The organism is Marinobacter sp. bablab_jr003, assembly GCF_016464245.1.
GTDB lineage: Bacteria > Pseudomonadota > Gammaproteobacteria > Pseudomonadales > Oleiphilaceae > Marinobacter > Marinobacter vinifirmus.
Genome location: NZ_JADARC010000071.1, coordinates 1 through 18,289 on the forward strand (window position 1 = coordinate 1; position 18,289 = coordinate 18,289).

The 18,289-nt window shown below is 52.3% G+C and carries 18 protein-coding genes; all 18 read right to left on the reverse strand.

Going from position 1 to position 18,289, the window contains the following annotated elements; translation table 11 throughout:
- Window positions 1–147 precede the first annotated feature (147 nt).
- Window positions 148–1,596, reverse strand: coding sequence for an exodeoxyribonuclease I (sbcB, locus tag H3Z84_RS07080; protein ID WP_199456979.1), 1,449 nt, complete (start codon window positions 1,594–1,596; stop codon window positions 148–150).
- A gap of 51 nt (window positions 1,597–1,647) precedes the next feature.
- Window positions 1,648–1,890: a DUF2442 domain-containing protein gene (locus H3Z84_RS07085; protein ID WP_199456980.1), complete on the reverse strand. Its 243-nt coding sequence runs from the start codon at window positions 1,888–1,890 to the stop codon at window positions 1,648–1,650.
- Window positions 1,871–2,101 (reverse strand): DUF4160 domain-containing protein, encoded by a 231-nt coding sequence (locus H3Z84_RS07090; RefSeq protein ID WP_081697521.1) that lies wholly within the window; start codon window positions 2,099–2,101, stop codon window positions 1,871–1,873. Before H3Z84_RS07090 ends, H3Z84_RS07085 begins: the two co-directional genes overlap by 20 nt.
- Before the next feature lie 22 nt (window positions 2,102–2,123).
- Window positions 2,124–3,008, reverse strand: a complete 885-nt coding sequence (locus H3Z84_RS07095) for a DUF6160 family protein (RefSeq protein WP_199456981.1) — start codon at window positions 3,006–3,008, stop codon at window positions 2,124–2,126.
- A 198-nt stretch (window positions 3,009–3,206) separates the two neighbouring features.
- Window positions 3,207–3,575 carry a histone-like nucleoid-structuring protein, MvaT/MvaU family gene (locus tag H3Z84_RS07100; RefSeq protein ID WP_022987636.1) on the reverse strand — a complete coding sequence of 123 codons (369 nt, stop codon included), beginning with the start codon at window positions 3,573–3,575 and terminating at the stop codon, window positions 3,207–3,209.
- Between the two features lie 103 nt (window positions 3,576–3,678).
- Window positions 3,679–4,887 (reverse strand): type II toxin-antitoxin system HipA family toxin, encoded by a 1,209-nt coding sequence (locus tag H3Z84_RS07105; protein WP_199456982.1) that lies wholly within the window; start codon window positions 4,885–4,887, stop codon window positions 3,679–3,681.
- Complete coding sequence (locus H3Z84_RS07110) at window positions 4,884–5,141, reverse strand: helix-turn-helix domain-containing protein (protein WP_199456983.1); 258 nt, start codon at window positions 5,139–5,141, stop codon at window positions 4,884–4,886. Before H3Z84_RS07110 ends, H3Z84_RS07105 begins: the two co-directional genes overlap by 4 nt.
- A gap of 147 nt (window positions 5,142–5,288) precedes the next feature.
- Window positions 5,289–6,551: a Vi polysaccharide biosynthesis UDP-N-acetylglucosamine C-6 dehydrogenase TviB gene (gene tviB, locus H3Z84_RS07115; RefSeq protein ID WP_199456984.1), complete on the reverse strand. Its 1,263-nt coding sequence runs from the start codon at window positions 6,549–6,551 to the stop codon at window positions 5,289–5,291.
- A gap of 93 nt (window positions 6,552–6,644) precedes the next feature.
- A complete protein-coding gene (locus H3Z84_RS07120; RefSeq protein ID WP_228285735.1) occupies window positions 6,645–8,237 on the reverse strand; it encodes an MBL fold metallo-hydrolase in 1,593 nt (530 codons plus the stop codon).
- 50 nt (window positions 8,238–8,287) lie between these two features.
- Window positions 8,288–10,252: a nucleoside-diphosphate sugar epimerase/dehydratase gene (locus tag H3Z84_RS07125; RefSeq protein WP_323126958.1), complete on the reverse strand. Its 1,965-nt coding sequence runs from the start codon at window positions 10,250–10,252 to the stop codon at window positions 8,288–8,290.
- Between the two features lie 14 nt (window positions 10,253–10,266).
- On the reverse strand, window positions 10,267–11,442 hold the full coding sequence (locus H3Z84_RS07130) for a DegT/DnrJ/EryC1/StrS family aminotransferase (RefSeq protein WP_199456985.1): 1,176 nt from the start codon (window positions 11,440–11,442) through the stop codon (window positions 10,267–10,269).
- 58 nt (window positions 11,443–11,500) lie between these two features.
- Window positions 11,501–12,667, reverse strand: a complete 1,167-nt coding sequence (locus H3Z84_RS07135; protein ID WP_199456986.1) for a nucleotide sugar dehydrogenase — start codon at window positions 12,665–12,667, stop codon at window positions 11,501–11,503.
- A gap of 63 nt (window positions 12,668–12,730) precedes the next feature.
- A complete protein-coding gene (locus H3Z84_RS07140) occupies window positions 12,731–13,384 on the reverse strand; it encodes a NeuD/PglB/VioB family sugar acetyltransferase (RefSeq protein WP_199456987.1) in 654 nt (217 codons plus the stop codon).
- Window positions 13,377–13,994, reverse strand: a complete 618-nt coding sequence (locus tag H3Z84_RS07145) for a sugar transferase (protein WP_199456988.1) — start codon at window positions 13,992–13,994, stop codon at window positions 13,377–13,379. Before H3Z84_RS07145 ends, H3Z84_RS07140 begins: the two co-directional genes overlap by 8 nt.
- A 25-nt stretch (window positions 13,995–14,019) precedes the next feature.
- Window positions 14,020–15,279 (reverse strand): glycosyltransferase family 4 protein, encoded by a 1,260-nt coding sequence (locus H3Z84_RS07150; RefSeq protein ID WP_228285736.1) that lies wholly within the window; start codon window positions 15,277–15,279, stop codon window positions 14,020–14,022.
- Window positions 15,280–15,320: 41 nt separating this feature from the next.
- Entirely contained in the window at window positions 15,321–16,112 is a 792-nt protein-coding gene (locus H3Z84_RS07155; protein WP_199456989.1) for a glycosyltransferase family 2 protein, read from the reverse strand.
- Window positions 16,113–16,204: 92 nt separating this feature from the next.
- The gene (locus H3Z84_RS07160; protein ID WP_199456990.1) at window positions 16,205–17,275 is read right to left on the reverse strand and encodes an EpsG family protein; all 1,071 of its coding nucleotides are present in this window, start codon (window positions 17,273–17,275) and stop codon (window positions 16,205–16,207) included.
- 62 nt (window positions 17,276–17,337) lie between these two features.
- Window positions 17,338–18,216, reverse strand: a complete 879-nt coding sequence (locus H3Z84_RS07165) for a polysaccharide pyruvyl transferase family protein (protein WP_199456991.1) — start codon at window positions 18,214–18,216, stop codon at window positions 17,338–17,340.
- Window positions 18,217–18,289: the final 73 nt, after the last annotated feature.

Genomic DNA, 18,289 nt, shown 5'->3' on the forward strand with positions numbered 1-18,289 from the left:
CGCGGCGAATCCTCATCAAGGCCAGAGGCGGCAACGCCGCCTCGTTAACAGGCCGGATATATGGCAGCAACCTGTCCCTCATCAACAACGTCTGAGGCCTTGCAAGCGGGGAGGAGACCATATATGGATTCCGTGGCAAAACATGCCTTACATATACGGAATAATAGACTCCCCATAAAGGTGCAAATCTTCCAGAATCTGCCGGTTCCGCTCCGAAAGCTCCGGATCTGCCGCCAGTTTCTGCAACTCCATCCCATAAGCCTCCAGCGAGCGCCAGCCCTTCTTGGGGCTCATCAGCCGCTGGCTTCGGAACTGCTCCCAGCGTTCCATTTCCTCGCCATCCAGGGTGGCCGGGTAGTTGCGGGCCCGGTAGCGGAAGAGCATTTCCGGCAGGCGCTCGTCTTCAAAGCGGACTTCCTGTTCACCCAATGTTTCCACCGGTTCGGAGATAAGCCAGTTCAGCTTCTCGCGGTCGGTGTTGCTGATAAAGCCGCCGGCGTAGAGCTGCTCGTCCGGGTCAGTCAGGTCGCTGCCGTCGAACTGGCGGTCGAAGGCCTGGGCAATGCGGGCGGAAAGGTCCGGGGCGTTGCGGAGTTTGGCCAGGTTCACGCGCAGTACGTCGCCGTCCAGCTCCAGCTCCGCCAGCCGTTCCTTGGATAAGGTAGACAGCATATTGGCCGGCGCCAGCACCGGGCATTTATTGACCTGCACACCCTTGAGCGGGAACCGGCTGACGCCCTCCCCCAGCTCCGCCTGTGAAGTAAACACCCGCTCACGGATCTGCTCCGGACTGGCGTTGATCAGCTCGCTCGGGTCTTCCCGCAAGTCGTAGACAATTACCTGGTTTTTGTTGGTGGGATGATCCGCCAGCGGCGCCACCAGCGCGCAGCAACCGCGAGTGGCCGGGTACTTGGCAGAAATATGGAACACCGGCTTCAGGGTTGCGGTATCCAGCATCTGGCGGGCGGAATGCTTATCTTTATGCTTGAGTACAAAGTCGAACAGCTTGGGCTGCTTTTCCTTGATCAGCTTGGCCACGGCAATCGTCGCCAACACATCAGACATGGCATCGTGAGCCGCTTCGTGGGCAATGCCGTTGGCCACCGTCAGCTCCTCCAGCCGGAAGCTGGGGCTGCCGTCTTCTTTCTTCGGCCAGTTGATACCCTCCGGGCGCAGGGCGTAAGTCAGCCGCACCATATCGATAATGTCCCAGCGCGAATTGCCGTTCTGCCATTCCCTGCCGTATGGATCACGCAGGTTGCGGTACAGGGTGTGGCGGGTCACCTCATCATCAAAGCGCAGGCTGTTGTAGCCCACTGCGCAGGTGCCGGGCTGGCTGAACGCCTCATTGATCTGGGCAATAAACTCCGCCTCCGGGTAGCCGTCTTGCAGCGCTTTTTGCGGGGTGATGCCGGTAATCAGGCAGGCCTGGGGAGAAGGCAGGTAGTCATCCGCTGGCTTGCAGTAGATCACCAGCGGGTCTTCGATGATATTCAGATCCGCATCCGTGCGCACACCGGCAAACTGGGAGGGGCGGTCGTGCACCGGGTCTACGCCGAAGGTTTCGTAGTCGTGCCAGTAGAAAGAGCGGATCAAAGGAAGACTCCTGCGAATCAATGAATCAGATGAGGCAGGAGTGTAGCAAAATCACGCAGCAGTTTGCCGGGCATTACCAGACAACATAGCCTCAATACTCAGATGGTAATCCAGCGTTTGCCACTCAATGCCTGTGCCATCGCAAATAAACCGGTACTGGCGAATTTCTGAAATAGACGCCTTCTCCAACTCCGGATACCAATGCACAGGCGTGGAAATTACCCGGCCGTCCTCAAGCTCAACGTGCAGGTGGCGATCATCAATGTGAACGGATTTACCTTTGAAACCAGGCATTCCATTTCTCCAGAAACTCAGACTGATGGCTCTCTACAATCGAAAGACACTCTTTCAATTCCTGATTCTTCAGCGTGCTGTATTTGACGGCCAAAGAAACCACTTCAATCTTAGCCCATCGCTCGCCTTTAAGCACATGCACGTGGGCAGGAGGATGATCATTGGCGTAAAAGAAAAATTTGAATCCATTCAGAAGAAGTAATGTCGGCATCCTGGCCACTTGCTTGAAACTGTCAGAACAGGTTGTTGCCCATATCGACCTGATGGGTGCGGAGGCGGTCCACACCGTCACCAGCCAGCTTGCTCATATCAACCGTCATGTTAACCGGCAAGTTGATGAACACGCCTTTGCCAGCACTGATGGTATTGGCACCGTCCAGGCTCTGCCAATCCATGCCGTCACGTTGGAAACCAATGAAAAAGGCGTCTGTAAACGCACTGCTGCCCTCGACGCCGGTGTCTTCTCCAACGATGACTGAGCGGAGATTGGTTAGGGGCGCACAGAGTTGTGGTGTTTGACAGGTCACGTCGACACCCGGAATCTTCAGCCCTACATGGGTAGCCCGGTAATTCGTCTCGGTAGCCCCTGCACCCGCAAATAAAGCACTTTCATAGAGTTCACCGTCGCTACCCCGGATCTTTAATCCCGGAAGAGCCCCACTAAAACTCGCAGTATAAGAAGAAACCGACCCACGAGCCTCCGCAAACCCCATCCGAAACCCCTTCAGCCCGGCAGAATCTTCGGCAAGTTCGATATAGGGCTTACGGGCTTCAAAAGGAATAGCCTCACCTTCGTTATAGGTAACGCCATTGAAGGTTTCGCCGTCGTTGCGGGCGATATGGCCAAGCGCGAGGTGTTGTGCGGAGAAGTCAGTGCCGCCATCAATCTGGCCGACCTGAATGTCGTCAATATTAACGCGGGTTTCAACATCAATGCCCAGCGTCATTCGGGTGTAATCCACCCCATTGCCGGGAATATTTTCGATGTTCATAAAGGCCTGCCCGGTAACCTCCCCCATTCTGTTATCAGAAATAGGTTCAAGCTCCGCCTGGGCAACGGGCGAAATACCCAGCAGGAGCGTGGCAAGGGCAGCGCATCCATACGCTAACTTTGTCATAGTTCGTGTCTCTGAATTGTTTTAGTGAGCCGATTTCAACGCCCAGCTCAATGTCGCCCGTTTATTATGTTTTTATGGCGAACCTCAATCCTCACTATACTCAGACAAAGCAAATCAAAGAGTGAACAGCATCACATCCACTCATTACCCGAAGGTTAACTTACACCTTCCATGATGCCGTTCACACTTAGGCTGAAATCAGGCTTCCTGCCAGCTCTGAACCGCTTCCTTACCGTACTTGTCACGCCACTCGTTCAGAGTCTTGTGGTTGCCGCCACGGGTTTTAACCACTTCACCGGTGTGCGGGTTCTTGTAGGTTTTCAGGGGGCGCTTGGCACGGGTGCCTGCAGGCGCTTCAACTTTGCCGCCAGCGATGGTGGGATCAATCGCAGCCAGAATCTGCAGCACGTCTTTCGGAGACTTGTCGAACTGCTTCATCAAATCACGAACCTTGTTTTCAAACTCCAGCTCGGATTTCAAAGCCTGATCTTTTTCCAGCTTCTCCAGCTCTGCAGCCAGCTTTTCCATCAGCTGCTTCTTCTGGTAATAATCGTTAATTTTTGCCATGAAATTAAAACCTATTATCTGTGGGGTTTTAAACAAAGATCATAAAGACCATGTGTCGGGCGGAATAATAATAAACAAATAGGGGTATGGCAAAGTTATTTGTTTAAAGACTCTTCATGATCTCTTGCGCACTTGCCTGATAAGTATTAACCATTACACCGCCCACTTCACAAAACTCCGGATTGGCCTTGCAATAATGCTCGATATCCTGCGCCACTAACTCTAACTTACTGGCCAGCAACTCAAGATCTTTGTAAACCTGCAACGCAGACATACCACAAGACAGTCGGCCAAACTGCACGAGATAATCAACCGGCCACCAAACCTTCCGGCCCTGAAGAGTCAGCGCAGGAACATCCCCGCTCAGATAAGGTGTGGTTGATACAATGTCGTACACCGGCGCAAGCCACCTTTTCGCAAAGGGACTCTCATACAGCAAGCCAAAGTTCTTCAAATGGGCATCACCATTGCGAACCGCCCACGACACCGCCACAGAAAGAAACAACCACCGCAAATCCCGAACCCGATATTCAGGAGAAAGATACGCCCTCATGGTTTTGGTCAGTTTTTCATAACTGCCAGAATACTTGTCTGCAGGCAAAAGGCCCTGCAACACACAGGCATCTTCAAAACCCAGCCAGTTGCCCGAATCATCGCGGTCAAAGCGGGTCGTAACAAACAAACGCCCGTTATCCGACAAATAAAAATCCGGAACCGGTAAACCGCAGGCTTTGGCCACTGTCATGCAGAAATATTCATTAGCCGCCAACTGGGGATAATCGTCGCCCCAGGTCTTTACAATATAACCGCGGGTTCGAAGTGTGGTTTTCTCGCTGATCGTGCCGGGCACAAGCACCTTTGGCTGCACGCCGGACACTCCGGATCGAAGGGCGTACTTATCCAGAAGCTCCTCAAATAGCCCGGCATTATCCGCACTCAAGAGCGACGACAAAGACTCCCCATCGGCGAATTCACTACCCGCTTCTGCGCCAGGGTCAGAAACCACTACGCGCCCAACCTGGTGCCGCCCCAAGGCGGCCAGAACGGTCAGATCACCCGAGCCATAAAGCTTGGCCACATGCTTGCGAATGATATCGCCCAGATAACCTTCCGGCAGATTCTGGGCAAACACCGGATGCAAGCCATCATAGGAATACACCTGCCCCGCCACCGGCATGGTCACAGACACCGCCGAGCTCTCCGGCACTTCCGCCCCATACATAAAAACAGCAGGCTCCGGCCGGCCCGGCGCCGCCAGATCGCCTACAACCTCTCCGGAAACCTCCACAACAGCCCGATGCAAGCTACTCATACGTCGCCCTGCTCTCTATCCCGCTTCAGATCATTCAACGTAGGCAACGCGCCGGCAGGCCTAACCGAAAACTCCAGCCCCAGCACCGCCAGGATACGCTCCAGTTTCGCATAGCCCAGCTCCGGCAACCGCTGATTCTCCAGCCGGGATAAGGTAGTACGATCAACCCCCGCCAGCTCCGCCAGAGACTGCATCGAAAGCCCCGCGCGCTTGCGCTCGGTCCGGATGAGAACGGACAACTCTGCAAGGTTCACGTGAATATAGTCCTCAAATTATATTCTATTAATTCAGTGTAGCGTATATTCACAAAAACAAAAAACGGGGTCAGACCCCCAGTACATTTGGCACGATGAAATGTACTGGGGGTCTGACCCCGCTATTGTTGGGAGTTTAGCTTGGCGTTAAAGCCTGAAATCCGCCTGCCCCAGCGGCAACACGCCTTTGAGATCACACAGCACGCCGTTTTCGCCGGTGTAGCTGCGCAGTTCTTCGGCGCTCATGGCTGCATATTCGTTGTGGGGAACGGCCAGGAATACAGCGTCATATTTACCTTTCTCCGGGTTATCTACCAGGGTGATGCCATATTCGTGTTCGGCTTCTGCGTTATCAGCCCAGCAGTCGGTTACGTCGACGGAACAACCGAAATCACGCAGCTCTTCAACCACATCAATTACCCGGGTATTACGCAAATCCGGGCAGTTTTCCTTGAAGGTCAGGCCCATTACCAGCACGCGGGAATTGGCAATCGTCAGGCCGCGCTTGATCATAATCTTTACTAATTGCGCGGCGGCATAGGGGCCCATATTGTCGTTAACACGACGGCCGGCCAGGATAATATCCGGGTGATAACCAATCGCTTCGGCTTTATGGGTCAGGTAATACGGATCTACACCAATACAATGGCCGCCCACCAGGCCGGGCTTGAACGGCAGGAAGTTCCACTTGGTGCCCGCAGCCGCCAGCACTTCGTGGGTATCAATACCCAGCCGCGCGAAAATCATCGACAGCTCGTTCATCAGGGCGATGTTCAGATCGCGCTGGGTGTTCTCAATCACCTTCGCCGCTTCCGCCACCTTGATGGAACTGGCCTTGTGGGTGCCGGCGGTGATAATGCCTGCATACAACTCATCCACCTCGTCCGCAATCTCCGGAGTAGAGCCGGATGTCACCTTCATAATGGTGGTCACCCGATGCTCCTTGTCGCCCGGGTTGATCCGCTCCGGGCTGTAACCGGCGAAGAAATCCTTGTTGAACGCCAGGCCGGAAACCTTCTCCAGCACCGGCACACACACCTCTTCGGTCGCGCCCGGGTACACCGTGGATTCGTAAATCACTATATCGCCGGCCTTCAGCACCTTACCCACACTCTCGCTGGCCTTCACCAGCGGCGTCAGGTCCGGGGTTTTGAACTCGTCAATCGGAGTCGGAACCGTCACGATGTAAACCTGGCAATCGGCAATGCCGTCCAGAGAGTCGGTGAACGACAACTTACTCGCCGCCCCCAGCTCCTCACGGGAAACCTCGCGGGTGAAATCCACGCCATCCTTCAGCTCAGCAATACGGCCAGCATTGATATCGAAGCCCACCACCTCACGCTTCTCGCCAAACGCCACCGCCAACGGCAGCCCCACATAGCCAAGGCCAACAACCGCGATCTTCTTCATCCATCCTCCAAACTGCGTTTGGGGGTCAGACCCCGGATACATTTCATCATGCCAAATGTACCGGGGGTCTGACCCCGAATTGAAATTAAAAATCTATGCCCCGGGAATGCTTATCCGGGACTCCGGTAACTGTTCCAGAAGCTTCCCACACAGCGCCTGCTTGGCACCATCATCCCCATGCACTACACAAATCTCCTTGGGCGCTTGGGGAATACCTTCCACAAACCGCAGTAAATCACTCTGCCCCGCATGAGCCGAATAGCCGCCCACCTGATGCACCTGAGCGCGGATGGTGTAGCGTTCGCCATCCAGCTCCACCCAGCCACCACGAGGGCCATAGGTGAGAATGTCTCTGCCCGGAGTTCCGGCGGCCTGATAGCCCACGAACAGTACGTCATTGCGGGCATCGCCCAGCATGGCTTTCAGGTAATTCACCACCCTGCCCCCGGCGCACATGCCGGAACCGGCCAGCACCACGCAGGGGCGGTGGGATTTGGCCAGATATTCTACGGCATTCAGGTGGTCTTCGTGGGAATTGATGACGGTGAGTTGTTCGAAGGAAAGCGGGTGGCGGCCGGCTTTCACCAGCGCGCGGGCCTCGGCGTCCCAGAAGGGTTTGAGGTCCCGGTAGATTTTGGTGAATTCGGCGGCCAGGGGCGAATCTACAACTATCTCTAGTTGGTTCCATGTGAGCCCTTCACTGGAGCCTGACTGGGGTCTGTCCCTACGTGGACTGACCCCTCCGGCACCAAGCTCAGCAACAGGCTCATCCCCAAACTCTGCAATCAGCCCCTCAATCTCGTAAAGCAACTCCTGCGTTCGCCCGATACTGAACGCCGGCACCAGCACAGTACCCCCATCTGCCAGCGCATGTTCCAGTACCTGCTTTAACCGGTAACGCCGGGTTTCCCGATCTTCGTGGTCTTTATCCCCGTAGGTGCTCTCAATTACCAACCGGTCTGCCCGCTCAGGCGAAACCGGCTCCGGCAGCAGCGGCGAGTGAGGCGCACCCAAATCCCCGCTGAACACCACACGCTCTTCATGATTCCCGGCCCGGGCATCGCACTCCACATACGCCGACCCAAGAATATGCCCGGCCCGCTGCAATCGCACCGAAAGCGAACACTCACCCTCATCAAACACCTCATGCCACTGCCCATAAGGCACCGGCACAAGGCGGGAGCGGATCAAATCCAGCACGCGGTTGATTAACGAACGATCCCGGGTGAAGCCAATCTTCAGGGCGTCTTCCAGAATTTCCGGCAGCATGATGGCCGAAGGCTCGGAGCAGATGATAGGGCCATCAAAGCCGGCGGCAAGCAGGTAGGGAATCCGGCCTACGTGGTCTATGTGCACGTGGGTGACCACCAGGGCGCGGATGTGGGTGATGGAGAAGTCGATGGCCAGGTCGCCAGCATTGGCCCGCTGCTTGTCTTCCTGGCCCTGGAACAGGCCGCAGTCTATCAGGATGCCCAGATGGGAGTCCGGCGCTGGCAGAAGGGTGGGGTCTGACCCCAGAGGGTCAGACCCCTTCGTAGCCTGCGAATTGAGCAGCCCAAGGTCGACAAGGGGTCTGTCCCTACGTGGACAGACCCCCATGGCACCGATATCAGCTATAGAAAGCCGAAGTTCATGACAAGAGCCAGTCACCCCAGTCACCGCCCCATGGTGCAAAATCTCAATCATTCAACAGTCCTTGTTACGTCCAATCCACCAACGCCGATCAGCGGCTAGTATCAAACATCCTGCGGCGAAACCCCAAACTTCAGCACCTTACCATCCGGCCTGCCCTCACTCGCTTCCTGCCCGCCGTTACACCAAACCAGGTCCGCCAGCTCGCCATTCGGCGCATAGCCAGTCCGCGCCTGCTTCAATAGTTCAATAACCGCCTGACAATCAAACGCCTGGCTGGCATGGGAAAACTTGTTCAGAAAATCTTCAACCTCAGCCCACGGCAGAGACACTTCCCGCGCCATCATAATCCGGGGATGAGCCGTACCTTGCGGGTTATCGCCAATCAGTAGTTCTTCATACAACTTCTCGCCCGGGCGCAGGCCGGTGTAGATAATCTCTATATCGCCGTCCGGGTTATCCTCGGTTTTCTCTTCCAGGCCCATCAGATGAATCATCTTGCGGGCAAGGTCGGCGATTCTAACTGGTTCACCCATATCCAACACAAACACCTCACCACCCTGCCCCATACTGCCGGCCTGCAGCACCAGCTGGCTGGCTTCCGGAATAGTCATGAAGTAGCGAATAATATCCTGGTGAGTCACCGTTACCGGCCCGCCATCGCGAATCTGGTCACGGAACAGTGGAACAACCGAGCCAGAGGACCCCAGCACATTGCCAAACCGCACCATCGAAAACACCGTACCAGATTGTCGCTGGGCCAGGCCCTGAAGCACCAGCTCTGCCATGCGCTTGGACGCCCCCATCACATTGGTCGGGCGCACCGCCTTATCGGTAGAAATCAGCACAAAGCGCTCAACACCCGTAGCAATCGCCGCCTCAGCCGCATGGAAGGTACCAAACACATTGTTCTGCACCCCCTCAATCACATTGTGCTCAACCAGAGGTACGTGCTTGTAAGCTGCCGCGTGATAAACCGTCTGAATACCAAAGGCCCGCATCACCGCCTCACACCGGCGACGATGGGTTACGCTGCCCAGCACCGCATGCAAAGACACATCCAAAGCTTCGATCTGATTGATCGACTGCAACTCACGCTCAATGGCATACAACGAAAACTCGGACTGCTCGAACAACACCAACCTGGACGGCTTATGGCGCAGAATCTGGCGGCACAACTCCGAACCAATGGAACCTCCGGCCCCGGTCACCAGTACCGCCTTGCCGAACAGGCTCTGCGATACCATAGCCGCATCTGGACGAACCGGGTCCCGGCCCAGGAGATCTTCGATTTCCAGATCCCGAATGTCGTTGATTCTGGCCAGACCAGCAACCAGTTCCGACATTGAAGGCACGGTCTGAACCGGTACGGAGAGGCCTTCGAGAATGCGCATGAGTTCTTTGCGGTTTACCGGCTCAGAGTCCTCTATCGCAAGCAACACCCGAGAAACATCCAGCTCCCGAATCGCCTTATCGATGAACTCCAGAGAATAGACCGGCAAATTACCGATCATGGACTTGTGGTTGGCATCCAGCATCGACACAAAACCAAGCGGCCGGTATTCCACACCCTGTGCCAGGGCGGAAGCCAACTGCATCCCCTTCGGCCCCGCACCCACAATCAGAACGCCGTCTTTGGAGCGATCACCACGGCGCCGAACGACTGTGCGCACACCAAAACGCGTACCCGCAACAAGCATGAAGGCGAAAGCCCCATATATAACCGGCACGGAACGGGGCACCAGCGTCTGGAACAAGAACCCCAAAACAATCAGCGCAATACTCGAGAAAACAACGCCAACAAGAATCGCCAGAAAAGCATGTTCGCTGATGTATCGAATCACGGCCCGATAAAGGCCGAGCTTTATGAAGGCTCCAATCGTCACCACTACGGTAGCCAGCGATACCCAGAGCTGCTTTTCCGAGGGTATCCACCCGGAATTCTCGAATCGCAAGGCAAACGCCGCCCAAATGGCCAGCGACAGCAGCACAAAATCCGTTACAACGGAAATCGCCCGCTTCTTGGGTCGGGATAGATGCAGGATGCGATTGATCAGCTTATTTCTCACCACAACTCCCTGTTTCAGCAAGAGGCCTCTGCCATAACGCCGGAAAGTACTTCAACCGTTTTAGCCATCTCAGCTTCCGTCAATGTGGGATGTGCCAGAAACATCAGGCTGGTCTCACCCAACTCACGGGCAACCGGTAACCGTTCTACAGGCGCTAGGGACAAATCCTGAAAACATTTCTCAAGATAAACCTCAGAACAAGAACCGGAAAAACACGGCACGCCCCGTTCAATAATGGCAGCCATAATCCGGTCGCGATCCCACCCTGGCTTCAATCCGGCAGGCTCAACAAACACATAGCACTTATAACCGGCATGGCCAATGTCGCCAGGCACCACAGGCACCCTCAACCCCTTGTGTTTTGCGGCCTCAGCCCAGATTAAATCGCAGTTAGCCCGCCTGGCACGAGTCCAGTCCGGCATTCTGGTCAGCTGAATGCGACCAATGGCTGCCTGCATCTCCGTCATCCGCCAGTTGGTGCCAATACTCTCATGCAACCAACGGAACCCCGGCGGGTGCTGGCGCTCATAAACCGCTTCCCAACTCTTGCCATGGTCCTTGAATGACCACATGCGGGACCACAACCCCCGGTTATTGGTAGTCACCATGCCACCTTCCCCACCAGTGGTCATGATCTTGTCCTGACAGAACGACCAGGCCGCCACATCCCCCAAACAACCCACCGGCCGCCCTTTATAGCTAGCACCATGGGCCTGGGCACAATCTTCAATAACAAACAGGTTGTGCTCTCTGGCCAGGGCATTCAGGCTATCCATCTCACACGGCCAGCCGGCAAGATGCACTGCAATAATGGCCCGGGTTCGTGCAGTTACCAGGGGACGAACCGTCTCCGCTGTAATATTCTGGGAATCCCGATCTACATCCGCGAATACCGGCGTAGCGCCGGCATTCACAATAGACGACGCAGAAGCCAAAAAGGTTCGGGAAGTAACAATCACCTCATCACCGGCGCCTATGCCCAGACCATTCAGCGCCAGGTCGAGAGCTACCGTGCCATTCGCAACTGCTACCGCGTAGTCTGTGCCAGCGAACGCGGCAAACTCTTTTTCGAATTCGCGGGTTTCGGTGCCGGTCCAGTAATTCACCTTGTTGGAGAGAAGAACATCGCGTACTGCATTGGCCTCTTCTTCAGAGAAGGAAGGCCAGGGGGAAAAAGGTCCGTTCAGCATAAATACTCTGTATGTTGTTTCCGGGAAATAGCAGGATAACTGAAACTGACTCTACCGATCAGTCACTACCAAACAAATCCCGCGTATACACCTTGCCTTCAACGTCCGCGAGGTTCTCACTCCGGCGATTGGCAACAATCACATCCGCCTCTTGCTTGAAGGCATCCAAATCACGAATAACCCGGGAGTGAAAAAACTCGTCTTCCTCCAGCTCCGGCTCATAAACAATCACCTCAATACCCTTGGCCTTGATGCGCTTCATGATTCCCTGAATGGCGGAAGCACGGAAATTGTCAGAACCGGATTTCATCACCAGGCGGTACACACCCACCACCTTCGGATTGCGGGCAAGAATATCGTCGGCAATAAAGTCCTTACGAGTACGGTTAGCATCCACAATCGCTTTGATCAGGTTATTGGGAACATCCTCATAATTGGCCAGCAGCTGCTTCGTGTCTTTCGGTAGGCAGTAACCACCGTAGCCGAACGAAGGGTTGTTGTAGTGGTCACCAATCCGCGGGTCTAGACCCACGCCATCAATAATCTGCCGGGAGTTCAGGCCATGCCGGGCGGCGTAGGTGTCCAACTCGTTGAAGTAGGCTACGCGCATGGCCAGGAAGGTGTTGGAAAACAGCTTAATGGCCTCGGCTTCCGTGCTGTCGGTAAACAGCACCGGCACATCGCCTTTTAGCGCCCCCTGCTTGAGCAACCCGGCAAACACCTCCGCCCGCTCAGAGCGCTCGCCAACCACAATACGAGACGGGTACAAGTTGTCATACAACGCTTTTCCTTCACGCAGGAACTCCGGCGAGAAGATAACATTGGCACAACCAAAACGCTCAGATACCTCTCGGGTGTAACCCACCGGCACCGTGGACTTGATCACCATCACGGCATCCGGATTAACCGCCATCACATCCTGAATGACCGATTCCACCGTTCTGGTGTTGAAGTAGTTGGTCTTCGGGTCGTAGTCGGTTGGCGTGGCGATCACCACATAATCTGCGCCCTTGTAGGCCCGATCCTTGTCCAGGGTTGCGGCGAAGTTGAGGTCTTTATTAGCCAGGAAATCAGAAATCTCGGAATCTACAATCGGAGTTTTTCCGTTGTTCAGCAGCTCAACTTTTACCGGATCAATATCCAGGGCAACCACTTCATTATGTTGGGCAAGCAGCATAGCATTTGAAAGGCCCACATAGCCTGTGCCGACCATCGCAATTTTCATCAATTCCCCATCAACTTCAGTGTCCACCAATCTCTGGAACCATTACACGCAAGCTTGTTGGCTTCAAACCCTGATACCGAAAGGCTTGGCAGGATTTCCCACCACCGTAACCCCCGCCGGCACATCTTTGGTAACCACGGCACCCATGCCAACCACCGCACCCTTACCAATCACCAGAGGCTTCTCAGGTGTACCCTGCTTGATAATCGCACCAGTACCAATATAGGCATGGTCTTCAATCACAATATTCCCATTACACCGCACTGAAGGTGCAAAGGTAACGTAGTCGCCAATCACACAATCATGTGCGACGTAGCTATATATATTCGCGTGAAAATATTTTCCGATACGGATATTGGATGTTAGCTGTGTGAAGTGGCACAGAATGGCCCCCTCACCGACTTCTACCTCGTCCAGAATCACTGTGTTATCGGCTTTAACGGCTAAAGTCCCAATACCGTCTTTCGCGCACTTTTCCGCCAGTTTTTCCCGAATCGCACTGTTAGCAATCGCAAACACAACCTTCTTCTCTCCGGCTTCCTTTTCCAGAAATTCGTCATAACGAAGAATCGGATAGCCATTCAGAACAGCGGGCACATCACCATCATCCACAAATACGAATTCAGCATTCGTGCCTTTTAATTGCTCCCGAACCAACGGCAACACCTCACGGCCAAACCCGCTTGCGCCATAAATACCAACTAAAACTTCAGCCATTTCGTTCTCCTGATTGCTCGCCGCTGCCGGTGAATCTGGACATAGTCACCTCACCCTCCCCACTAATCCCATCCCGAACCAGCACCTTCTTCACCGTAAGGAACAGAATCTTCACATCCAACCAAAGCGACTGATTGTCCACATACCACACATCCAGCCGGAACTTATCTTCCCAGGAAATCGCATTACGACCATTTACCTGCGCCCAGCCAGTTACCCCAGGGCGAGCGTCATGGCGACGGTACTGCTCCTTCGAATAAAGCGGCAGGTATTCCATCAACAGCGGCCTCGGGCCTACCAGGCTCATATCGCCCTTGAGCACATTCCAGAGTTCCGGCAACTCATCCAGGCTGGTAGCGCGCAGAAAGCTGCCGAAGGGGGTCATGCGATGGTCATCCGGCAGGGGGTTGCCGTGTTTGTCCGTGGCATCCAGCATGGTGCGGAACTTCACCATCTCGAACGGTTTACCGTTCAGGCCAGGGCGGGTTTGGCGGAAGAATACGGGGGGGCCGAGTTTGCGGCGGATCAAAATGGCAACCACAGCAATAACGGGAGCAAGCAATAGAAGCCCACCCCCAGCCGCGGCAATATCAAACAACCTTTTAATCATCAGAATTCAGCATCCATAGCCAGAATTAAAAGCGATATTCACCCGGCGCGATCTGTGCCGCCAACTCAGCCTGCCCATCAGCAGCTACCTGCAAAACCTGTATTAGTTGGTCCGCAAGAACATCGCGATCAAAGTGTTCTTCTGCCAACAGCCTTGCAGACTTTCCAGCCTGCGCCAACCAGTCCTTGTCATGAAGCTTTTTATCCAACTCTGCGGCCACGTCTGCAGCAGATTGACGCCACATGGCAAGACCGCAACCTTTAGCCTGGACCATTTCATGCATCCAGCCACCATAATTGAGCATTACCGGCGTGCCAGAAGCCAAAGCATCAAAAAACTTATTTGCGGAATTTGGCCGCATCTCCGGGAGATCAATAAATAGCGCTGAAGCCATATCAGCCGCACTTAATAGGGCCGGGACTTCTCTTTTAGGGAGCATTTCTTCGATAAAGAGATTCTTACCTAGCACTCCCGCCTTTTCAGCCTGCTCGATTATCTCCAACTTTTCCTTGCCTTCACCCACCAAAAGAATGCGCACATCTGAATTCAGGCGAAGCAACTCCTGCGCAACCGGCACCATATAACCAACGCCATTGGTTGGCCCGAAGGTACCGGTGTAGACAAGCAAAGGCCTCTCACCTAGCCACTCACGCTGCGCCCGGAACTTTGCGCCGGCTTCTGCGTTGTACTGAAACTCCGCGTTGTCGCTGCTATTGGGAATCACTGCAACTTTCTCGGCAGGATACCCCGTGCGCAATACGCCCTCCTTCATGCCAGGAGAAAGCGCCACCACGGCTTCCGCATTGTGGTAGGCCCAATGCTCAAGCCGATGAGCAGCAAACCTGAGTAGCGGATTTTTCAGCGCTCCAACCGCAATCGGCATTTCCGGCCAGAGATCCCGTACCTCGAACACCATGGGAATCTTTTTCTTACGGGAAGCGGGAACTGCGGGCAAGGCGATAGTCAGTGGCGTACTGGTTGCAAAAATAATATCGGCATCTAACTGAAGCGCTTTTTTCCGAGCTGCTAAAGCAAAAGAGAAGAAAGCCTTCAAGCGCTGAAAAAAGCTCATGTGGTTGGAGTACGGCACAGGGTACCAGTGCACCTGGATGCCGGCTTCATTAGTCTGGAACCAACCTTGCCGGCTGTCATCCTGCTCGCGATAGCTGGTGACCATATGTACTTCGTGGCCGGCAGCTACCATGCGGCGGGCCATTTCGTAGGAACGGGTACCGCCAGACATATCTGGCGACGTAAAATATTGATGTAGGTAAACTATCTTCATAGATCTGCCAAAATCGTCCGCTATGCGTTTGATCGTTAAATTTATTCCAACCCCTTCTTCAACTGAAGAAGCGTTGCGACGATCCTTGTAATTATAAATAGCTTGTTGTATTCAGAAGAAACAAGCATTTTAGAATAGAGCATCTCTATATAAAAGAACCTTTTAACCTCTTCTATCTTACTAGGCTTTCTTCGCGAAGCAGAATTTGGGCGCTCACGAACATAATAAACAACTTCTGGAGAGGCCTTTTGAACCGACTTCACACTGGGTGAAATCTCAGCCATAAATACTGCGTCCTCACCTTTCGACAGGTTTACATCAAACCTAAAGTCCCCGATTATGCTTCGATGGATTAGCTTGGCCCAAGGAGACGAAAAATATCTCCTAGATCGATAAAGCGATCCTTCCGTATCATTAAGCCTTAGATAAGAGCGCCCGATGTAATTAGGAAAAGCTAGGTCAGGACTAATACTGAAAGCTTTTACGTTCGAGACTCCTATTGTCTCTTCATCAGAAACTTGAAGCAGCGACTCGAGGTATCCAGCACTCAAAACATCATCATCATCAACAAAACAAACGAAAGGTTCGACGCTTTCTTCAATCAATAGATTTCTAGCCCCAGAGACACCAGGCTCTTTTAGGTAAAAAAACTCATAATTGAAACTGAATTCGCTCAGTAGACTACCGACATACGACCTGTAGGGTTCTTCTGGACCATTCAGTGCAACATAAACACAAAACATACTCTTTGGCAAAGTCTGCGCCTCCAGTGAGCGAAGACAGCTCTCAAAGTATGCCCCAGTTTTAAAAGTTGGAATTACAACAGCTATCATTCTTTAATCACCAAATAAGCTCCGAGAAAAACTGACTTTTAGTTAGCCCGGCAACAATTACACTAAAATGGCTCATCAAGAACCTTAATTCATCATCTAAAAATTATAGACGAGTAAGCGTACTCTCCTACAGGAAAAGCCACGACCTTAGCCAAGTAAGGTATAACGATGTACAGGAAAAATAAAAACTTAACAAATTTAGAGTATTTGTAAACAAGAAAATAGTAAGACGGAATTAAAGAAAAGAATACGAAGTAGTGATAGGCACGATAGAACAACTCGGTATGCAAAAGCGACAAGTATAGCGACGAACCTAGAAGCCAAACCCCGACCAAACGCAACTCGAACCTTGCAAACTCCGGAATACTCTTTCTAACATACCACAAAAACCAAAGATGGACTGGAACATAATATAGTTTGGTTAGAACATTAAAAAACGACGATCCTGCACTTAAATACTGAGCGTAATGTGCATAAAAAGACAGATACCCACCCAGCATGTATTCTAGAAGAAACATCGCAGCGCCGCTGAGCCAAAATGCAAAAAACAGAAAGTAAAACAGCAACACCCGCTTAGATAAAAACTCATAAACGAAGTTGGGAACAAGCAAAAAAACGGCGACAGCGTAAAATGTCTGATGGAAGAGCAACCCAAACAGGGAAAATAAAATTGTCAACCCAAACTTATTAGAAAACTTTGACAACATAGCACAAACAAAGAAGTATGCCGCCAGGTAGTTTCTCACCCCATTCATTTGGTTATGCATCATTCCTGTAATAAGAAAAAAACAAATGAATACTATAGCAACTTTATAGCCGTGACCACTAAGAACCCGCAAACAGAAAACTATCGCAGCCGAAGACAAAGCCGACGCCGCAAAAAATAACGACTGCGGCGCAAACCCAAGCTCCCTAAGAACTAAGACCAAGTAGTAAAAGCCATACTCTTCTTTACGGAAGTAAACGCTTAAAACATCATCATCATTAAATATTTCTAAATAATTGAAGTAATCGTAGCCAACGCCATACTGTAAAGATGGTAGAATCGTAATAACGCAGAACACTATGATCCAGAATAACCATTCCCCTGCTCTACTCATTCTCCAATTATCTACGAGAACCAATAAAGCAGCTGACCAAAAGTTAAAAATCAGGTAAATCATCCTGCAACCTTACTGCCCTTTAGGGAAAAGCTAGTTTCCGAATTGTTGTGCCAAGATTGCCATCAGTTCATGAAGCCAAAAGCGTTTAATAACGACTGCTTCAAATCCAATTTACACTCCGCGAAACCTTTCACACTAATCATACTATTTGCTCTTTCCAAAGCCTCAAAAATATCATCAGAGCTTTCTAGAACAAAAGGGAGCTCACAGGGATTAGATGTTGTGGAGTAATAATCATGAAATTTGAATCTACCACCTAATAGCGGGCTGGTAGCATCCTCAAGCCATTTGTTGGGCACATTGTAGCTATCTGCGAGAATCAATCCATGAAGCGACGTCGACAAAATAGATTCACACCTCAATATGTGAAGCACAAGCTCCTCAGGGGTACATCGTATGTCTATAACATGAACGCCCTCCTCTTCGCCTACAACAGCCTTCACTTTATCGTAATGCCAATAATGGGGAATTATTCCGACTTCAAACTCCGGTTTAACTTCTGGCTGAAATAGTTGTGGCATTAGAACTGCCGGATCCCCAAGAGGTACCATTTCTAACTTTTTTCCGAACTTAGCTTCTAAGGCTGCAAGAGTTTTTTTTCCGCGGAGAGCAAAAATCTTATCGGAAGATACACTATCCGATATGTAGCTCTCACCTAAACATCCCGCGCCCCATATAAAACTTCGCGCATTAGCTTCATGCATAATACTCCCAACTGCAAGGAGATGATTGGGGATTCTTGACCTACAGTTAGCAACCCTCTTTCCGATTATCTTCTCGATCAAATATGGCCCAATCAAATCCCCTGCATTGGCTTTTCGGTCAAAGTAATATGAGAGGATAGCTCCGTTTCTTGCCTCATAGGTCTCGCGAAGAAAACCCAAAGGAATTGAGGCTTTAATTTTTACAAGGATTAATAATTTTTCGAACTTAGTATACACTCAATTCTACCTTAATTTTTTAATAACTTAGAAGCCACCCACTTCCAAACCTATAAACTTCTAAGGAGGATCA

Coding starts and splice junctions, on each gene's coding strand:
- H3Z84_RS07085 (WP_199456980.1), bottom strand. CDS start 1,890: ATGCCTGGTTTCAAAGGTAAATCCGTTCACATTGATGATCGCCACCTG.
- H3Z84_RS07090 (WP_081697521.1), bottom strand. CDS start 2,101: ATGCCGACATTACTTCTTCTGAATGGATTCAAATTTTTCTTTTACGCC.
- H3Z84_RS07095 (WP_199456981.1), bottom strand. CDS start 3,008: ATGACAAAGTTAGCGTATGGATGCGCTGCCCTTGCCACGCTCCTGCTG.
- H3Z84_RS07100 (WP_022987636.1), bottom strand. CDS start 3,575: ATGGCAAAAATTAACGATTATTACCAGAAGAAGCAGCTGATGGAAAAG.
- H3Z84_RS07105 (WP_199456982.1), bottom strand. CDS start 4,887: ATGAGTAGCTTGCATCGGGCTGTTGTGGAGGTTTCCGGAGAGGTTGTA.
- tviB (WP_199456984.1), bottom strand. CDS start 6,551: ATGAAGAAGATCGCGGTTGTTGGCCTTGGCTATGTGGGGCTGCCGTTG.
- H3Z84_RS07120 (WP_228285735.1), bottom strand. CDS start 8,237: ATGATTGAGATTTTGCACCATGGGGCGGTGACTGGGGTGACTGGCTCT.
- H3Z84_RS07130 (WP_199456985.1), bottom strand. CDS start 11,442: ATGCTGAACGGACCTTTTTCCCCCTGGCCTTCCTTCTCTGAAGAAGAG.
- H3Z84_RS07135 (WP_199456986.1), bottom strand. CDS start 12,667: ATGAAAATTGCGATGGTCGGCACAGGCTATGTGGGCCTTTCAAATGCT.
- H3Z84_RS07140 (WP_199456987.1), bottom strand. CDS start 13,384: ATGGCTGAAGTTTTAGTTGGTATTTATGGCGCAAGCGGGTTTGGCCGT.
- H3Z84_RS07145 (WP_199456988.1), bottom strand. CDS start 13,994: ATGATTAAAAGGTTGTTTGATATTGCCGCGGCTGGGGGTGGGCTTCTA.
- H3Z84_RS07150 (WP_228285736.1), bottom strand. CDS start 15,279: ATGAAGATAGTTTACCTACATCAATATTTTACGTCGCCAGATATGTCT.
- H3Z84_RS07155 (WP_199456989.1), bottom strand. CDS start 16,112: ATGATAGCTGTTGTAATTCCAACTTTTAAAACTGGGGCATACTTTGAG.
- H3Z84_RS07160 (WP_199456990.1), bottom strand. CDS start 17,275: ATGATTTACCTGATTTTTAACTTTTGGTCAGCTGCTTTATTGGTTCTC.